The sequence below is a fragment of the Nocardioides sp. URHA0032 genome (genome assembly GCF_000620645.1).
Taxonomy (GTDB): Bacteria; Actinomycetota; Actinomycetes; order Propionibacteriales; family Nocardioidaceae; genus Nocardioides.
Genome location: NZ_JIAV01000014.1, coordinates 424,489 through 441,517, shown reverse-complemented (window position 1 = coordinate 441,517; position 17,029 = coordinate 424,489). Strand labels below are relative to the sequence as shown.

At 73.0% G+C, this 17,029-nt stretch carries 15 protein-coding genes; 10 read left to right on the top strand and 5 right to left on the bottom strand.

The genetic code is table 11. The features are described 5' to 3' along the window. Positions 1–45 precede the first annotated feature (45 nt). On the top strand, positions 46–582 hold the full coding sequence (locus N538_RS0104155) for a type 1 glutamine amidotransferase domain-containing protein (protein ID WP_028636254.1): 537 nt from the start codon (positions 46–48) through the stop codon (positions 580–582). A gap of 62 nt (positions 583–644) precedes the next feature. On the opposite strand, the gene N538_RS0104150 is transcribed toward N538_RS0104155, so the two are convergent. Together N538_RS0104150 and N538_RS0104145 are read right to left on the bottom strand one after the other, a co-directional pair. Further along, positions 645–2,216 carry an MFS transporter gene (locus N538_RS0104150; protein WP_028636253.1) on the bottom strand — a complete coding sequence of 524 codons (1,572 nt, stop codon included), beginning with the start codon at positions 2,214–2,216 and terminating at the stop codon, positions 645–647. Between the two features lie 22 nt (positions 2,217–2,238). Further along, positions 2,239–2,832 (bottom strand): TetR/AcrR family transcriptional regulator, encoded by a 594-nt coding sequence (locus N538_RS0104145; RefSeq protein ID WP_028636252.1) that lies wholly within the window; start codon positions 2,830–2,832, stop codon positions 2,239–2,241. A 203-nt stretch (positions 2,833–3,035) separates the two neighbouring features. Between N538_RS0104145 and ligA the strand changes: the two genes are divergently transcribed. Further along, positions 3,036–5,102, top strand: a complete 2,067-nt coding sequence (ligA, locus tag N538_RS0104140; RefSeq protein WP_028636251.1) for an NAD-dependent DNA ligase LigA — start codon at positions 3,036–3,038, stop codon at positions 5,100–5,102. A gap of 14 nt (positions 5,103–5,116) precedes the next feature. Here the strand turns inward: ligA and N538_RS0104135 are convergent, their stop codons facing one another. Further along, positions 5,117–6,238, bottom strand: coding sequence for a hypothetical protein (locus tag N538_RS0104135; RefSeq protein WP_028636250.1), 1,122 nt, complete (start codon positions 6,236–6,238; stop codon positions 5,117–5,119). Continuing rightward, positions 6,231–6,752, bottom strand: coding sequence for a SigE family RNA polymerase sigma factor (locus tag N538_RS0104130; RefSeq protein WP_028636249.1), 522 nt, complete (start codon positions 6,750–6,752; stop codon positions 6,231–6,233). Before N538_RS0104130 ends, N538_RS0104135 begins: the two co-directional genes overlap by 8 nt. An 85-nt stretch (positions 6,753–6,837) precedes the next feature. Between N538_RS0104130 and gatC the strand changes: the two genes are divergently transcribed. The 8 genes from gatC (at position 6,838) to N538_RS0104090 (ending at position 15,879) form a co-directional block, all read left to right on the top strand. Then, positions 6,838–7,182 (top strand): Asp-tRNA(Asn)/Glu-tRNA(Gln) amidotransferase subunit GatC, encoded by a 345-nt coding sequence (gatC, locus tag N538_RS0104125; protein WP_051548706.1) that lies wholly within the window; start codon positions 6,838–6,840, stop codon positions 7,180–7,182. Further along, positions 7,179–8,699, top strand: coding sequence for an Asp-tRNA(Asn)/Glu-tRNA(Gln) amidotransferase subunit GatA (gene gatA / locus N538_RS0104120; RefSeq protein ID WP_028636247.1), 1,521 nt, complete (start codon positions 7,179–7,181; stop codon positions 8,697–8,699). The genes gatC and gatA overlap by 4 nt, the downstream gene beginning before the upstream one ends. A gap of 2 nt (positions 8,700–8,701) precedes the next feature. Beyond that, on the top strand, positions 8,702–10,195 hold the full coding sequence (gene gatB / locus N538_RS0104115) for an Asp-tRNA(Asn)/Glu-tRNA(Gln) amidotransferase subunit GatB (protein WP_028636246.1): 1,494 nt from the start codon (positions 8,702–8,704) through the stop codon (positions 10,193–10,195). A 294-nt stretch (positions 10,196–10,489) separates the two neighbouring features. Further along, on the top strand, positions 10,490–11,524 hold the full coding sequence (locus tag N538_RS0104110; RefSeq protein WP_028636245.1) for a prenyltransferase/squalene oxidase repeat-containing protein: 1,035 nt from the start codon (positions 10,490–10,492) through the stop codon (positions 11,522–11,524). 8 nt (positions 11,525–11,532) lie between these two features. Next, a complete protein-coding gene (locus N538_RS0104105) occupies positions 11,533–12,411 on the top strand; it encodes a hypothetical protein (RefSeq protein WP_028636244.1) in 879 nt (292 codons plus the stop codon). Continuing rightward, a complete protein-coding gene (locus N538_RS0104100; RefSeq protein ID WP_028636243.1) occupies positions 12,408–13,508 on the top strand; it encodes an energy-coupling factor transporter transmembrane component T in 1,101 nt (366 codons plus the stop codon). Before N538_RS0104105 ends, N538_RS0104100 begins: the two co-directional genes overlap by 4 nt. Beyond that, positions 13,505–15,079, top strand: coding sequence for an ABC transporter ATP-binding protein (locus N538_RS0104095; protein WP_028636242.1), 1,575 nt, complete (start codon positions 13,505–13,507; stop codon positions 15,077–15,079). The genes N538_RS0104100 and N538_RS0104095 overlap by 4 nt, the downstream gene beginning before the upstream one ends. Then, complete coding sequence (locus N538_RS0104090; protein ID WP_028636241.1) at positions 15,076–15,879, top strand: ECF transporter S component; 804 nt, start codon at positions 15,076–15,078, stop codon at positions 15,877–15,879. Before N538_RS0104095 ends, N538_RS0104090 begins: the two co-directional genes overlap by 4 nt. Here the strand turns inward: N538_RS0104090 and N538_RS0104085 are convergent. Then, complete coding sequence (locus N538_RS0104085; RefSeq protein WP_028636240.1) at positions 15,866–17,029, bottom strand: PQQ-dependent sugar dehydrogenase; 1,164 nt, start codon at positions 17,027–17,029, stop codon at positions 15,866–15,868. The two genes, N538_RS0104090 and N538_RS0104085, sit on opposite strands and share 14 nt — an antisense overlap.

Below are 17,029 nucleotides of genomic sequence, written 5' to 3'. Positions count from 1 at the left end.
CCGCCTCGGTGGAATCCCCGTCCCCGAGACGGGTACCGGTGCCGCATGAGCGACCTGAGCGGCAAGACCGTGGCCATCATCGCGACCGACTTCTTCGAGGAGCCCGAGCTGGTCCAGCCTCGGGACCAGCTCCGCGAGGCCGGCGCGACCGTGAAGATCTACTCCGACACCGGCGACCCGATCCAGGCGGTGCAGGGCGACACCGAGCCGACGCAGAAGGTCGACGTCGACGGCTCGTTCGACGACCTCGACCCGAGCGCGATCCAGGCCCTCGTCGTGCCGGGCGGGACCGTGAACGCCGACCGGCTCCGCGTCGACCCGAAGGCCCAGGACATCGTGCGGAGGGTGATGGAGGACAAGCGGCCGCTGGCCGTGATCTGCCACGGTCCGTGGCTGCTGGTCTCCGCCGGGCTCGCCCGCGGGCGCAGCCTCACCAGCTTCCACACCCTCGCCGACGACATCCGGAACGCCGGCGCCACATGGACCGACGAGGAGGTCGTCGTCGACGGGAACCTCATCACCAGCCGCAGCCCCGACGACATCCCGGCGTTCGTCAAGGCACTGGAGGACGCACTCTCCTGACCCCGGACGCGGCACCGCCCCGCCCGAGACGGTCGGGCGGGGCGGTGCGTCGGGGGAGCGGCTCAGCCCACGTGGACGGGCGCCTCAGGACCGTCGGTCGCGAGCTCCTGGTGCTTGACGTTCAGGAACGCCCAGGTGACCAGCGAGGCGATCAGCATCAGGCCGGATCCGAGCAGGAACGCATCGGTCGCGCCTGCGGTGAAGATCTGGTGCTGGGCGATCACCTGCTGCGCCGGCGCGACCTGCGCGCTGGCCTTCGCCGCCGCGGCGCCGAGCCCGCCGACCAGGTCGTCGATGGTCTGGGTGGCCACCGTGGCGAGCAGCGACAGGCCGAGCGCGCCACCGACCTGCTGCATCGTGTTCAGGACGCCGGAGCCGATGCCGGTGTCCTGGTCACGCAGGTGGTGGACGGCGGTGAGCGTCAGGGGCACGAACGTCATGCCCATGCCGAACGACATCAGCACGATGTACGGCAGGATGTCGGCCCAGTAGCTCGCCTGGATGTCGTGGATCGGCAGCGCCGAGGTGTCGTGCGGGATCAGGGAGAAGCCGTACAGCGCGACCGCCGCCATCAGCGTGCCGACGCCCGCCAGGAAGCGGGGGTCGATCCGGTTGATGAGGTTCGACGAGATGCCTGCGGCCGCCACCAGGCCGAAGCAGAACGGCAGGAAGGCGACGCCGGCCTGGATCGGGGAGTAGCCCATCACGGTCTGGATGTACTGGCTCAGGTAGAAGAACATCGCGAACATCGCCGCCGGGGCGAAGAACATCGCCACGAAGCTCGCGGCCCGGGTGCGGTTCGCGAAGACCCGGACCGGGAGGAGCGGGTGCTCGACGCGACGCTCGATGAGGAGGAACGTCGCGAGCAGCAGCAGGCCCGCGCCGATGCTGGCCAGGGTCCACGTGTCGCCCCAGCCGTCCGTCCCGGCCCGGCTGATGCCGTAGACGAGGCCCAGGACGCCGAGGGTTCCGGTGACCGCGCCGGGCAGGTCGAGCTCGCCGGGGTGCGACTCGGACTCGTTGAGGAAGCGCGGGGCGAGCAGGGCGGTGACGATGCCGATCGGGGTGTTGATCAGCAGCGTGAGCCGCCAGCCCTCGACGTCGAGCCCGAAGACGCTGTCGAGGCCGGTCAGCCAGCCGCCGAGCAGCAGGCCGACGGCCGCACCGACGCCGGACATGGCGGCGTACACGGCGAACGCGCGGCTGCGCGCGGGACCGGCGGGGAACGTCGTCGCGATCAGCGCGAGCGCGGCCGGCGAGGCCAGCGCCGCGCCGAAGCCCTGGAACGCCCGGGCCGTGAGCAGCAGGCCCTCGTTGGTCGCGAGGCCACCGAGGAGCGAGGCCACGCCGAAGATCACCAGGCCGGTCATGAAGACCCGGCGCCGGCCGTAGAGGTCACCGAGGCGGCCGCCGAGCAGCAGCAGGCTGCCGAACGCGAGCGCGTAGCCGGTGACCACCCAGCGCAGGTTGGCGGTCTCGATGTCGAGGTCGTGCTGGATGAACGGGAGCGCGATGTTCACGATGGTGCCGTCCAGCACCACCATCAGCTGCGCCACCGAGATGAGCACGAGTGCCCACCCGAGGTGCTGCTTGCTGCCGGAGCTCGTGCTCTCGGCACTGGCCACGTCGGTCATCGGGGTGTCCTTCTCTCGAGGGTCAGTGGGTCGGAGCCGACTCGCGGGTGGCGGCCGGCAGGATGATCTGGTCGATCACGCGGGTGATCAGGTCGGGTGTCGGCTGCTCGCCCATGATGAAGACGCGATGCAGCACGATGCCGGCGAGCGCCGGCTCGAGCAGGGTCAGGTCGAGGTCGTCGCGGAGCTCGCCCCGGTCGCGGGCGCGCTGCCAGATCTGCTGGGAGATCGCGATCTTGGGGCCGACCACCTCGGCGCGGAAGGCGGCGGCGAAGTCCGCGTCGCGGGCGATCGCCGTGATGACGCTGGCGAAGGTCGCCACGGTCTGGGGATCGACGAGCCCGCCCATCCCGCAGAAGACGCCCATCAGGTCACCGCGCAGCGAGCCGGTGTCCGGGACCTCGGCCGGTCCCTTGCTGTGGTGCAGGGCGTCGATCACCAGGCTGACCTTGTTGGTCCAGCGGCGGTACAGCGTGGCCTTGGAGGCCTTCGCGCGGGCGGCGACGGCGTCCATGGTCAGCCGGTCGTAGCCGACGTCGCCCAGGACCTCCAGGGTGGCGGCGAGGATCTCCAGCTCGCGGTCGCCCTCGATGCGGGGTCGCTCGGTGGGGGTCATTCGGGTTTCCTCGGCTGTCGTCGGCTGTTCACGCGGATGAAACGAAACGGTTTCGTTTCATCGAGAACACCGTAGCCCCGGCCCCCATTCCGGCCCAACCGACTTTCTCGCGATTTCTTCCCGCCCCGCGGGGAGGTGGTCTGGACCGGAGCGTGGCGCGACGGGTGTTGGGGGCCGTCGGCGGGCACCGGCACAATGTCCCCGTGACCGACCCCCGCGAGGAGCACCGCCTGATCGCCGAGCAGGTCGAGGACGCCCGCTGGCGCTACTACGTGCTGGACAGCCCCACCCTCGACGACGCCGAGTTCGACCGCCTGATGCGGCGGCTCGAGGCGCTCGAGGAGGAGCTGCCCGAGCTCCGCACCCCGGACTCGCCGACGCAGAAGGTGGGCGGCGCGGTGTCGACCGAGTTCACGGCGGTCGACCACCTGCGGCGGATGGAGAGCCTCGACAACGCCTTCTCCTTCGAGGAACTGGAGGCGTGGTACGCCCGGCTCGGCCGGGACGGCATCGAGTCGCCGGCGCTGCTGTGCGAGCTCAAGGTGGACGGCCTGGCGATCAACCTGCTCTACGAGGGGGGCCGGCTGGTCCGGGCCCTCACCCGCGGTGACGGGACCACGGGCGAGGACGTCACGCCGAACGTCAAGACCATCGAGGCGATCCCGCACCGGCTCACCGGCACCGACGAGTTCCCCGTCCCCGCCCTGATCGAGGTGCGCGGCGAGGTGTTCCTGCCCGTCGAGGCGTTCGAGCGTCTCAACGACTCGCTGCTCGAGGCCGGCAAGGCGCCGTTCGCGAACCCGCGCAACTCCGCCGCCGGGTCGCTGCGGCAGAAGGACCCGCGCGTCACCGCCTCCCGGGCGCTCGGCATGGTCTGCCACGGCATCGGTGCCCGGGAGGGCTTCGAGCCGGAGGCGCAGTCGCACGCCTACGAGGCGCTCGCCGCCTGGGGGCTCCCGGTCTCCGAGCAGGTCCGAGTGCTGCCCACGCTCAAGGACGTCGAGGGCTACATCGAGAACGCGGGCGAGCACCGGCACACGATCGTGCCCTACGAGATCGACGGGGTCGTGGTGAAGGTGGACGACGTCGCGCTCCAGCGCCGGCTCGGGTCCACCAGCCGGGCGCCGCGCTGGGCGATCGCGTTCAAGTACCCGCCCGAGGAGGTCAACGCCAAGCTCCTCGAGATCCGGGTGAACGTCGGCCGCACCGGCCGTGTCACGCCGTACGGCGTGATGGAGCCGACCAAGGTGGCCGGGTCGACGGTCGAGAACGCCACGTTGCACAACTACTACGAGGTCGAGCGCAAGGACGTCCGCCCGGGCGACACGGTCATCCTGCGCAAGGCCGGTGACGTGATCCCGGAGATCCTGGGGCCGGTGCTCGCGCTGCGGCCCGAGGGGCTCGCCCCGTGGGTCGGTCCGACGGAGTGTCCCGCGTGCGGCACGGCCCTGGCGGAGCAGAAGGAGGGCGACAAGGACCGGCGCTGCCCCAACCACCGGTTCTGCCCCGCCCAGGTGCGCGAGCGGGTCTTCCACGTCGCCGGTCGCGGCGCCTTCGACATCGAGGGGCTCGGCTACGAGGCCGCCGCCGCGCTGCTGGACGCCGAGGTCATCGAGAACGAGGGCGACGTCTTCGGCCTCGACGCGGCGATGCTGCTGCAGGCGCCGCTGTTCACCCGCGCGCCGAAGAAGGGCGAGGAGGGACCGCAGCTCAGCGCGAACGGCCAGCGGCTGCTGGACAACCTCGCGAAGGCGAAGCAGGTGCCGCTCTGGCGCGTCCTGGTCGCACTCTCGATCCGGCACGTCGGGCCGACCGCCGCGCGGGCGCTGGCGGCCGAGTTCGGCTCGATGGAGCGGATCCGCGCGGCGACCGAGGAGGAGCTGGCCGCCGCCGAGGGGGTCGGCCCGACGATCGCCGAGGCGGTGATCGAGTGGTTCGGTGTCGACTGGCACGCACAGATCGTCGAGAAGTGGTCCCGGGCCGGGGTATCGATGGAGGACGAGCGGGACGCCTCGATGCCGCGCACCCTCGAGGGGCTGACCGTCGTGGTGACCGGCTCGCTGGTCGGCTTCAGCCGCGACTCGGCCAAGGAGGCGATCCTGTCGCGGGGCGGCAAGGCCGCCGGGTCGGTCTCGAAGAAGACCGACTACGTCGTGGTGGGCGAGAACGCCGGCTCCAAGGCCGACAAGGCCGAGCAGCTCGGCGTGCCCGTCCTCGACGAAGCCGGCTTCCAGGCGCTCCTCGACGGCGGCCCCGACGCCCTGGGTTGACGGGACGGTTGCCCTCAGCTCTCGAAGGTCTGGTTCCCGTAGCGCAGGTCCTTGGGTGCGACGCCGCCGCCCTCCTGCGGGATCGTCGTGGTGCCGGTGGTGCACTCCGCGGTGCTCGTCGAGCAGGTGATCACGTGATCGCCCTGCACGCGGAACAGGTCGCCGTCCGGTGACCAGCCGTAGCCGTAGGAGTGGCCGTCCAGCGCGATGTGGGTGCCGGCGTCGACGTCGTACACGTCGACGGACTTCCCGTCCGCCGAGTCCATGGTCGCGAAGCGGCCGTCGGGGGAGAGGAACAGGTAGCCGAACCGGCCCGCGTCGACGCTGAGGAGGACCTTGCCGCTCGCGGCGTCGATGACGGTGGCCTGGCCGCCGGACCGCGCGACGGCGCGGCCGCCCTTCACGTCGGGGTAGCCGGGCGGCAGGTTGTCGGTCGTGCCGACCTCGCCGGTGCGCCAGTCGACGGTCCGCATCACGTCGTCCGTGCCGACGTAGACGGTGTCCCCGTTCAGGGCGACCGGAGGCGCGGTCCAACCGCCCCAGCTCTCCGCGTCCGCCACCGGCCAGCGGGCGACCTCCTCGTCGGTCGCGACGTCGTGGACGACGACCTGCACCTGGCCGTCGACGACCTCCGCGTAGGCGAGGTACGGCTGCGTCGGGTCGACACCCGGCACGACCTCCTCGGTCACGACCGAGACCGGGTGCACGGTGCCGTCCTCGGTGACCAGCGAGAACCGCTGCGGTCCACCGCCGTCACTGGCGTTGTTGTTGCCGTGCCGGACCAGCAGCCCGGCGGAGGTGTAGTAGGTCGACTTGATCGCCTTGTCGTCGATCCGGGTGTGCTCGGTCCCGCCGTCCCAGTAGACGGTGGTGCCGATCGTGAAGACCGCCCCGTGGCCGGTGCTGGGGCCGGCCGGCTGGACGGCCCGGCCTCCGCCGTCCTCGCCGATCCGGGAGACGGCGTACCCGGTGCCGACGGTCACGACGGCCACGGCGGCGACGCAGGCGACCCCGGTCGCCAGCCGCCGGCGGCGACGCAGGCCGTGGCCGCGGCTGATGACCTCGGCGGCCGGCGGGGCGGGCACCTCGAGGCGCTCGGCCTCGGTGTGGAGGAGCGTGCTGAGGCGCTCAGTCATGACGGGCTCCTTCGGTCATCGGTACGACGGCATCGCCCAGCAGGGTGCGGAGGCGGGCGAGTGCCTCGGACGTCTGGCTCTTCACGGTGCCCTCGCTGATGCCGAGGGCCTGGGCGACGTCGCGGACGCCGAGGTCGTCGTAGTAGCGCAGCACCACGACGGCGCGCTGCCGCGGGGCCAGGGCCCGCAGGGCGTCCAGGACCGCGGGACGGGTGCTCGGGTCGTGCTCGCCGACCCGCTCCGGCAGCACCTCGGTGGGGGGCTCGTTGCGCCACGAGCGCCGCCGGAACCACGACGCCGCGGTGTTCGCCAGCACCACGCGGGCGTACGCAGGCGCAGCGGCCGGCTCGCGCACCTTGTGCCAGGACGCGTAGGTCTTCGCCAGCGCCGTCTGCACCAGGTCCTCGGCGAGCTGGTGCTCGCCGAGCATGAGGTACGCCGTGCGGTAGAGACTCGGCCACGCGGCATGGACGAACTCGGTGAACTCGTCGTCGGTCACGCTGGTTCTCGCCATCGATCCTCCTCGAGCGGGTCACAGCACAAGACGCCGCGGCGGCCCGATCGGTTGGGTCGGTCCACTCTCTCCTAGGATTGACCCCATGCCTGAAATCCCTGGATCGAGTGGCGCGCGCGGAACGAGCGCGCGTGTCGAGATCACCCGGGACGAGGTCGCGCACCTGGCGAACCTCGCCCGGATCGACCTCTCCGACGAGGAGCTCGACCACCTGGCGCCGCAGCTGAGCGTGATCCTCGAGTCGGTCGCCTCCATCAGCGGTGTGGCGGGCGACGACATCCCGCCGACCTCGCACGCGCTGCCGCTGACGAACGTGTTCCGCGAGGACGTCGTGACGCCCGGCCTCACCCCGGAGCAGGCGCTCGCCGGCGCCCCGGAGGTCGAGCAGCAGCGCTTCTCCGTGCCGCGGATCCTCGGGGAGGAGGCGTGAGCGCCGACTGGACCCGCAGGACCGCCGCGGAGCTGGCCGACGCGCTCGCCGCCGGCGAGACGACCTCGGTCGAGATCACCCGGGCCCACCTGGACCGGATCTCGTCGGTCGACGGAGCCGTGCACGCCTTCCTCCACGTCGACGCCCCCGGCGCGATCGCTCAGGCCGAGGCCTCCGACGCCCGGCGCGCCGCGGGCACCCTGCTGTCCTCGCTGGACGGCGTGCCGATCGCGGTCAAGGACGTGCTCGCCACGGAGGGCCTGCCGACCACGTGCGGCTCGAGGATCCTCGAGGGCTGGATCCCGCCGTACGACGCGACCGTGGTGCGCAAGCTCCGCGACGCAGGGCTGCCGATCCTGGGCAAGACCAACATGGACGAGTTCGCGATGGGCAGCTCGACCGAGCACTCGGCGTACGGCCCGACCCACAACCCGTGGGACCTGGACCGGATCCCCGGCGGCTCGGGCGGTGGCTCGGCGGCCGCGGTCGCGGCCTTCGAGGCACCGCTCGCGATCGGGACCGACACCGGCGGCTCGATCCGCCAGCCCGGTGCGGTCACCGGCACGGTCGGGGTCAAGCCCACGTACGGCGGGGTGTCCCGCTACGGCCTCGTGGCGCTGGCCAACTCGCTCGACCAGGCCGGCCCGGTCACCCGCACCGTCCTCGACTCGGCGCTGCTGCACGAGATCATCGGCGGCCACGACCCGAAGGACTCCACGAGCATCGACCAGCCGCTCCCCGCCCTGGTCGAGGCCGCCCGTCTCGGCGCCGGCGGTGACCTCGCAGGCGTGCGGGTCGGCGTCATCCAGGAGCTCGCCGGCGACGGCTGGCAGCCGGGCGTGATCACCCGCTTCCAGGAGTCGGTCGACCTGCTGATCAAGGCCGGGGCCGAGGTGGTCGAGGTGTCCTGCCCGACGTTCGTGCACGCCCTGGCGGCCTACTACCTGATCCTGCCGGCGGAGGCGTCCAGCAACCTCGCGAAGTTCGACGCGATGCGCTACGGCCTGCGCGTGTGGCCCGAGGGAAGGCCGGACGCGAGCGCCGAGGAGGTCATGCGCGCCACCCGCGACGCCGGCTTCGGCGACGAGGTCAAGCGGCGCATCATCCTCGGCACCTACGCGCTCTCCAGCGGCTACTACGACGCCTACTACGGCCAGGCCCAGAAGGTACGCACCCTCATCGCGCGCGACTTCGACGCAGCCTTCGAGAAGGCCGACGTGCTGGTCTCGCCGACCGCGCCCACCACGGCGTTCAAGCTCGGCGAGAAGCTCGACGACCCGCTCGCGATGTACCTCAACGACCTCGCGACGATCCCGGCGAACCTCGCCGGCGTGCCGGGCATCTCGGTGCCCAGCGGGCTCGCCGACGAGGACGGCCTGCCGGCCGGGTTCCAGATCCTGGCCCCGGCGCTCGCCGACGACCGCTGCTACCGGGTCGGCGCGGCCCTCGAGGCGGCGCTGGCCGACCAGTGGGGCGGTCCGCTGCTCGACAAGGCTCCCGCTCTGGAAGGGGCATGACCATGACCGACACCCTGGTTGCCTTCGACGACGTCCTCGCGTCGTACGACCCGGCGCTCGGCCTCGAGGTCCACGTCGAGCTGAACACCGCGTCCAAGATGTTCTGCGGCTGCCCGACCGAGTTCGGCGCCGAGCCGAACACCCAGGTCTGCCCGACCTGCCTGGGGCTGCCCGGCGCGATGCCGGTCGTGAACGTCAAGGCGGTCGAGTCGGCGATCCGGATCGGGCTGGCGCTGAACTGCGAGATCGCGCAGTGGTGCCGGTTCGCGCGGAAGAACTACTTCTACCCGGACATGCCGAAGAACTTCCAGACCTCCCAGTACGACGAGCCGATCTGTTTCGAGGGCTTCATGGACGTGGAGGTGGACGGCGAGACCTTCCGCGTCGAGATCGAGCGCGCGCACATGGAGGAGGACACCGGCAAGTCGCTGCACGTGGGCGGCGCCACCGGCCGCATCCACGGCGCCGACCACTCGCTGGTCGACTACAACCGCGCCGGCATCCCGCTCATCGAGATCGTCACCAAGCCGATCCTCGGCGCCGGCGCGAAGGCGCCCGACGTCGCCCGGGCCTACGTCGCCCAGCTGCGCGACCTGATCGTGGCGCTCGGCGTCTCCGACGCCCGGATGGACCAGGGCTCGATCCGCGCCGACGTGAACCTGTCGCTCTCGCCCAAGGGCTCGGGCGTCCTCGGCACCCGCACCGAGACGAAGAACGTGAACTCCCTGCGCTCGGTCGAGCGGGCCGTGCGCCACGAGATGTCCCGTCACGCGGCGGTCCTCGACCGCGGGACGAAGATCCTGCAGGAGACCCGGCACTGGCACGAGGACACCGGGGTGACGACCAGTGGCCGTGAGAAGTCCGACGCGGAGGACTACCGGTACTTCCCCGAGCCCGACCTGGTGCCCGTGGCGCCGTCCAGGGCGTGGGTCGATGAGCTGCGGGAGACGCTGCCCGAGAACCCGACCGCCCGCCGGGCCCGGCTGCAGGCCGAGTGGGGCTTCTCCGACCTGGACATGAGGGACACCGTCGGTGCGGGCGCGCTCGACGTCATCGAGCAGACCATCGCCGCCGGCACGCCGCCCCAGGCCGCCCGCAAGTGGTGGCTCGGCGAGCTGGCACGGCGCGCGAACGAGGACGGCATCGAGGTCACCGCGCTCGCGGTCACCGCCGCGGACGTCGCCCGGGTCCAGGCGCTGGTCGACGACGGCACCCTCAACGACAAGCTGGCCCGCCAGGTGTTCGACGGCCTGCTCGCCGGCGAGGGCAGCCCGGACGAGATCGTCGCCGGCCGCGGGCTGGCGATCGTCTCGGACGACGGTGCGCTCTCGACCGCGGTCGACAACGCGATCGCGGCCAACCCCGACGTCGCCGCAAAGATCCGCGACGGCAAGGTCGCGGCCGCCGGTGCCCTCATCGGTGCGGTCATGAAGGAGATGAGCGGGCAGGCCGACGCAGGCCGGGTCCGCGAGCTGGTCCTCGAGAAGCTCCAGTAGCCCCCGAGTCGTACGGCGGGCAGGACGCGCCGACTCTCGCCGTACTGCGGGCACGTCTCTGGGGCGGCCCGGCGACGGGATATGCTGCGCCCGCACAACTGAATCCATCACGCCCGCAGCGGGGGAAGCCGGTCGAAGTCCGGCGCTGACCCGCAACCGTAGGCACCCGGCCGTTGCCGGGGGCGAGCCGGAGCGCCTGTTGCGACGCGTCTTCACCCACGCTGTCGCGGAACGCAGCGGGTCGCTTCCGGGCAGGGTCCGGTGCCTCCCGCTACTGCAGCGGGAAGGAACACCATGAATCGCAGGACCCGTCTCGTCCCGGCACTCGTCGTCGGCGCGCTCGCCCTCGGCACCGCCGTCGGCACCACGCCCGCCGCGTCGGCCGCTGGCGGCCGCTCCGGCGACTGGCTCGAGGGCCAGCTCACCGGGGGCCTCATCCACAACGACGTCTACGACTTCGACGACTACGGCCTCACCGCGGACACCGCGATGGCGCTCACCGAGATCGGCGGCCACCGGCCGGCGGTGAAGAAGGTCAAGCGGGCCTTGGCCCACCACGTCGACAGCTGGACCACCGGCGTCGACTTCGGCAGCAGCGACATCTACGCCGGGTCGGTCGCCAAGGCGGTCGTCTTCGCGCAGGTCGCCGGAGCCGACCCGACCGCGTTCGGCGGGGTGGACCTCGTCGACCGGCTCGAGGGGCGGATCAGCACCGCCGACGGAACCACGGGCCGGCTGCAGGACCAGACCGACGGCACCGACTACGCGAACACCCTGGGCCAGGCGTACGCGGTCGCGGCCCTGAGCCGCGCCGGTTCCTCCGCGGCGGCCACGGCCACGACCTTCCTCCTCGATCAGCAGTGCGACGCCGGCTTCTTCCGGCTGTACTTCGCCGACAAGGCCGCGGCCGACCAGACCTGCGACGGCGCGGCCCGTTCCGACCGCGCGCCGGACACCGACGCGACCGCGGTCGCGGTGGCCCAGCTGCAGTCGGTGCATCACCCCTCGCGTGTGGTGAAGAGCGCGATCGCGGACGCGCTGCGCTGGCTGGTGCGCCACCAGAAGGACAACGGCAGCTTCGGCGGCGGTCCCACGACCTCGGCGGCGAACACGAACAGCACCGGCCTGGCCGCCCGGGCGCTCGCCCGCGGCGGGAAGTGCCGCGCCGCCGACAACGCCACCGACTGGGTCGCCGGGCTGCAGAAGAAGAACGGCGCCATCGCCTACGACCGCAAGGCCTACCGGGCGGGGATCTCGGACGACACCCTCGACCAGTGGCGCCGTGCGACCAGCCAGGCAGCACCGTCCCTGCAGCTCCCGGGGTGCTGAGGTCCAGGGTGGTCCACCGGCTCCTCCACCCGGTGGCACCGGTCGCGGCAGTCCTCGTCGCGGCCGTCGCGGTGGCGTTCCCGGGCGCCCCTGCATCAGCCGCCGGCTGCCCGACCGCCGACGGCGTGACCGTCGTCGTCGACTTCCACCAGCTCGACGGCGGCGTGCAGACGGCGTGCGTCGCCGACGGTGGCGGGGAGACCGCGGCCCAGCTGTTCCCGGCCGCCGGCTTCCCGCTCACCTACGTGCAGCGCCAGCCGAGCTTCGTGTGCCGGGTGTCGGGCAAGCCCGCCGACAACCCGTGCGTGAACACGCCGCCCGCGGACGCGTACTGGGCCCTGTACTGGTCCGACGGCAGGTCGGGACGCTGGACCTACGCGACCAGTGGCGCCGGCGGCCAGCACGTCCCCGACGGCGGGTACGTCGCGTTCTCCTGGCAGGGCAGCAGCGACAGCGCGGCGCCGGGTGCGAGCCCGGCGCCGCACCCCAGCGCCAGCCCCACGCCCACGCGCGCGCCGACGCACACCGCCGCACCGGGCCACACCGGCCCCTCGAGCGCACCGCCGTCGGCCACCTCGCCGGCCACCTCGTCGGCCACCTCGTCGGCCGCCACCGCGGGCCCGTCCGGGTCGCCGTCGGCGACGTCCTCGCGGACGAAGGCCGGCGACGGTCCGCACTCCCGGGAGCCGCAGCCCTCGGGGTCGTCCGCCACGACCGCCGGTGACTCGCCCACCGCGAGCGACTCACCCTCGCTCCTCCCCGCCTCCGCCGACCCGGCGGATCCCGGCGGCGGCGGGCTGCCGGGCTGGGTGGCGCCCGTCGTGATCGTGCTGCTGTTCGGTGCCGCGGGCGCGGTCGCCGTCGTACGCCGCCGGGGAGCCGCGTGAGCGTGGACCGGCTGCCCCGCGACCTGCATCCCGTGGCCTGGTGGGCCTGGGCGCTCGGGCTCGCGGTCGCTGCGTCGTTCACCACGAACCCGCTGATCCTGCTGATGCTGGTGGGGGTCGCGGCCACCGTGGTGTCGCTGCGCCGGTCCGACCAGCCGTGGGGCCGGTCGTTCCGCCTCTACGTCTGGCTCGGCGTCGTGATCGTCGGCGTCCGGCTGGCGTTCTGGATCGTGTTCGGCGGCTGGACCGGCGGGCGGGTGCTGCTCCGGCTGCCGGCGGTCCCGCTGCCGGACTGGGTCGCAGGGATCACCCTCCTCGGTCCGCTGTACGCGGAGGCGCTGGTGTTCGCCCTGTACGACGGGCTCCGGCTCGCCACGATCGTCATCTGCATCGGGGCCGCGAACTCGGTGGCCAACCCCAAGCGGCTGCTCCGCTCGGTCCCGCCCGCGCTCTACGAGATCGGCACCGCCCTCGTCGTCGCGGTGACGGTGCTGCCGCAGTTCGCCGACAGCGCCCGCCGGGTGCGTGCCGCGCAGGCGCTGCGGGCGGGCGAGACCGGTCGGGTCCGGCGGCTGCGCCGGTTCCTCGTGCCGGTGCTCGAGGACGCGCTGGAGCGCTCGCTCGCCCTGGCCGCAGGCATGGACACCCGGGGCTACGGTCGCGCGAGCGGGGCGACCCGTGCGCAGCGCCGTACGACCGGAGCGCTGATGCTGACCGGCCTCGGTGGCATCTGCGTCGGCACCTACGCCGTGCTGGACACGACCGCCCCGCGGTTCCTCGCGCTGCCGATGCTCGGCCTGGGCGTGGCAGCAGCCGCCGCCGGCCTGCTCAGCGCGGGACGCCGGGTCGAGCGGAGCCGGTACCGGCCGGACTCGTGGCGCTGGCCCGAGCTCGCCGTGGTCGCCAGCGGCGTGCTGGTCGGCGCGCTGGGCTGGTGGCTCAACGCGCACCAGTCGGCCGTCGCCTACCCGGCACTGGACGCTTTCCCGCCCGTCAGCGGCGCCGCGCTGCTGCTCGCGGTCGTCGGCCTCCTCGGCCCGCTCTGCTCGCCGCCGCCGCGGCTGGCCGCCGCGACGCTGGAGGCGGCGGTCGCATGATCGAGCTGCGCGGCATCACGTTCCGCTACGACGAGCTGCCGGTCCTCGAGGGCGTCGACCTGGCCGTGGACGAGGGCGAGCTGGTCCTGGTGTCCGGTCCGACGGGCGTCGGCAAGTCGACGCTGCTGGGGGTGGTGACCGGCCTGGTGCCGCGGTTCAGCGGCGGCACCCTGGACGGCGACGTGCTGCTCGACGGCGTCAGCATCGTGCACGCTCCGCCGCGCGAGCGCGCCCACGCGATCGGGTACGTCGGGCAGAACCCGGCCGCCGGCTTCGTCACCGACACCGTCGAGGAGGAGCTGGCGTACGGCATGGAGCAGCTCGGGCTGCCCTCCGAGACCATGCGCCGCCGGGTCGAGGAGACGCTCGACCTGCTCGGCATCGCCGAGCTGCGCGCTCGGGACCTGCGCACGCTCTCGGGCGGGCAGCAGCAGCGGGTGGCGATCGGGTCCGTGCTCACGATGCACCCGCGGCTGCTGGTGCTCGACGAGCCCACCTCCGCGCTCGACCCCACCGCTGCCGAGGAGGTGCTGGCGACCCTGACCCGGCTCGTGCACGACCTCGGCGTCTCCGTGCTGCTCGCCGAGCACCGGCTCGAGCGGGTCGTGCCGTTCGCCGACCGGATGTGCCTGCTCACCGGCGACGGCCGCGTGCACGTGGGCGAGCCGGGGGAGCTGCTGGTCGACTCGCCCGTCGTCCCCCCGATCGTGGAGCTGGGGCGCGCGGCCGGCTGGGACCCGTTGCCGCTCAGCGTGCGCGACGCCCGCCGCCGGGCGCGCGGGCTCGTGGAGCGGTTGCAGCCGCCGGTCACGGTCGACGAGGCGGTCGAGGTGGGCGTGTCGGTCAGCGGCCTGTCGGTCGTGCACGGGCGGACGGTCGCCCTGCGGCAGGTCGACCTGACCCTCGGCGCCGGCCGGGTGACCGCGCTGATGGGCCGCAACGGCGCCGGGAAGTCCTCGCTGATCTGGGCGCTGCAGGGCAGCGGCCGTCGCTCGGCGGGCCGGGTGTCCGCCGGCGGCGTGGACCCGAAGGACCTGGACGCCGCGGGCCGCCGCGCGCTGGTCGGGCTGGTGCCGCAGAACGCCGCCGACCTGCTGTACCTCGAGACCGTCGCGGAGGAGTGCGCCGCCGCCGACGGTGGCTCCGGCGCGTGCCGGGCGCTGCTGGACCGGCTGGTGCCGGGCATCCCCGACGACCACCACCCGCGTGACCTCTCGGAGGGACAGCGGCTGGCGCTCGTGCTCGCCCTGGTGCTCACCACCCGGCCTCGGGTGCTGCTGCTCGACGAGCCGACCCGCGGGCTCGACTACGCCGCGAAGCACGTCCTCGCGGGCGTGCTCCGCGGACTCGCCGCCGACGGCCACGACGTGCTGGTGGCCACCCACGACGTGGAGTTCGTCGCGCAGGTGGCCGACGACGTCGTCGTCCTCGCCGACGGCGACGTGGTCTCGTCCGGCCCGGTGCGCCGCGTGGTCGCCGAGTCGCCGTCGTTCGCGCCCCAGGTCATGAAGGTCCTCGGCCCGCCGTGGCTGCGGGTGGACGAGGTCGCAGCCCAGCTGGACGCGTCATGACACCGGCGGTCCGGATCTCGCCGCGATCCCTGGTCGTGCTCGCGGTCGCCTCGGCGGCCGGGTTGGCCATGCTCTGCTGGCCGCTGCTGCTCCGCGTCCACGACGCGACCCGGGTCGACCCGCCGTTCCTGTTCCTCGGCCTGCTGCCGGTGGTGCTCGCCGTCGTGCTCGCCGAGCTGAACGAGGGTGGGCTCGACCCGCGGGTGCTCGCGATCCTCGGCGTGCTCAGCGCGGCCAACGCGATCCTGCGCGGCGTCTCGCCGGGCACCGCCGGCGTGGAGCTGACGTTCTTCCTGCTGATCCTCGCCGGACGCGTGTTCGGCCCCGGCTTCGGGTTCGTGCTGGGCTGCACGTCGCTGTTCGCGTCCGCGCTGATGACCGCGGGCGTCGGCCCGTGGCTGCCGTACCAGATGCTCTGCGCCGCCTGGGTCGGCATGGGCGCCGGCCTGCTCCCACGCCGGGTCGCCGGTCGCGGCGAGATCGCGATGCTGGCGGCGTACGGCGTGGTGTCCGCCTACCTCTACGGCTTGTTCATGAACCTCTCGGGATGGCCGTTCATCGCAGGGATCGCCGTCGAGGGGCACGAGGGGTCGCTGGCCTACGTCGCCGGCGCGCCGGTGCTGGAGAACCTGCACACGTTCCTCGTCTACACCCTGCTCACCTCGACGGGCAGCTGGGACACCGCCCGCGCGATCACCAACGCCGTGGCGATCGTGGTGCTGGGTCCGGCGATCCTCACGACGCTGCGGCGGGCGTCGCGGCGCGCGACCGTGACCGGCCGGGTGCTCACGGGTCGATGAGCAGGATCCGGTCGTCACCCGGTTGCGGGTCGCCGCGGCCGTCGCGGTTGCTGGTCGTGACCCACAGCCTGCCGTCCGGCGTCACCACCACGGTGCGCATCCGGCCGTACTTCCCGACGAAGTAGTCGACCGGGTGGACGGCGTGGTCGCCGTGCAGGTCGACGCGCCAGAGCCGCTCGCCGCGCAGCGACGCGAGCCACAGGTGCCCGTCGAGGTAGGCCAGCCCGGAGGGCGACGCGACGTCGGTCGGCCAGACGACCTGCGGATTGGTGAGTCCCTTGCCCGAGCCGCGGCCCTCGACCATCGGCCAGCCGTAGTCGTGGCCCTTCTCGATCAGGTTCAGCTCGTCGTAGGTGTCCTGGCCGAACTCCGAGGCCCAGAGGCGGTCGTCGTCGTCGAACGCCAGGCCCTGCACGTTCCGGTGCCCGTAGGACCAGATCTGCGAGCCGGGGAACGGGTTGCCGGGGGCCGGCTTCCCGTCGGTGGTCATCCGCAGGATCTTGCCGGCGAGCGTGCCCTTGTCCTGGGCGAGCTCGGCGTCTCCGGTCTCGCCGGTGGAGGCGTAGAGGTAGCCGTCGGGGCCGAACGCGAGCCGGCCGCCATCGTGGATGAAGCCGTTCGGGATGCCGTCCAGGATCACCGTGGTCGGGCCGAGCCGGCCGTGCTCGAGGGTGGCCTTCACGATCCGGTTGTCCACGGCCGTGCTCAGGTAGAAGTACAGGAGGTGGTCCTGCTCGAAGTCCGGAGACACGGCGACCCCGAGCAGCCCGGCCTCGCCGCCCTGGTCGCCCAGCGGCACGGCCGCGCTGATCAGGCCGACCTGGTGGACGTCGTACGTCGACCCGTCGATCACCAGCACCCGCCGGGTGTCGCGCTCGGTGACGACGGCGTCGCCGTCGGGCAGGAAGCCGATGCCCCACGGCACGGCCAGCCCGATCGCGACCGTGTCGACGACTGTCGGAGGCGAGTCGTCCACCGACGGCGTGTTGTCGCCCGCCGGCCTGGACGGGCTGGTCGTGCCGGTCGGCGACTGGGGGGTGGCGGTCACGGTGTCGCCGGGGGCCGCGTCCGGCGGCTCGTCGTCGCTGCACGAGGAGAGCAGTGCCGCCGTGAGGACGGCGGAGGTGACGAGCGCGGCGGACCGTCCCAT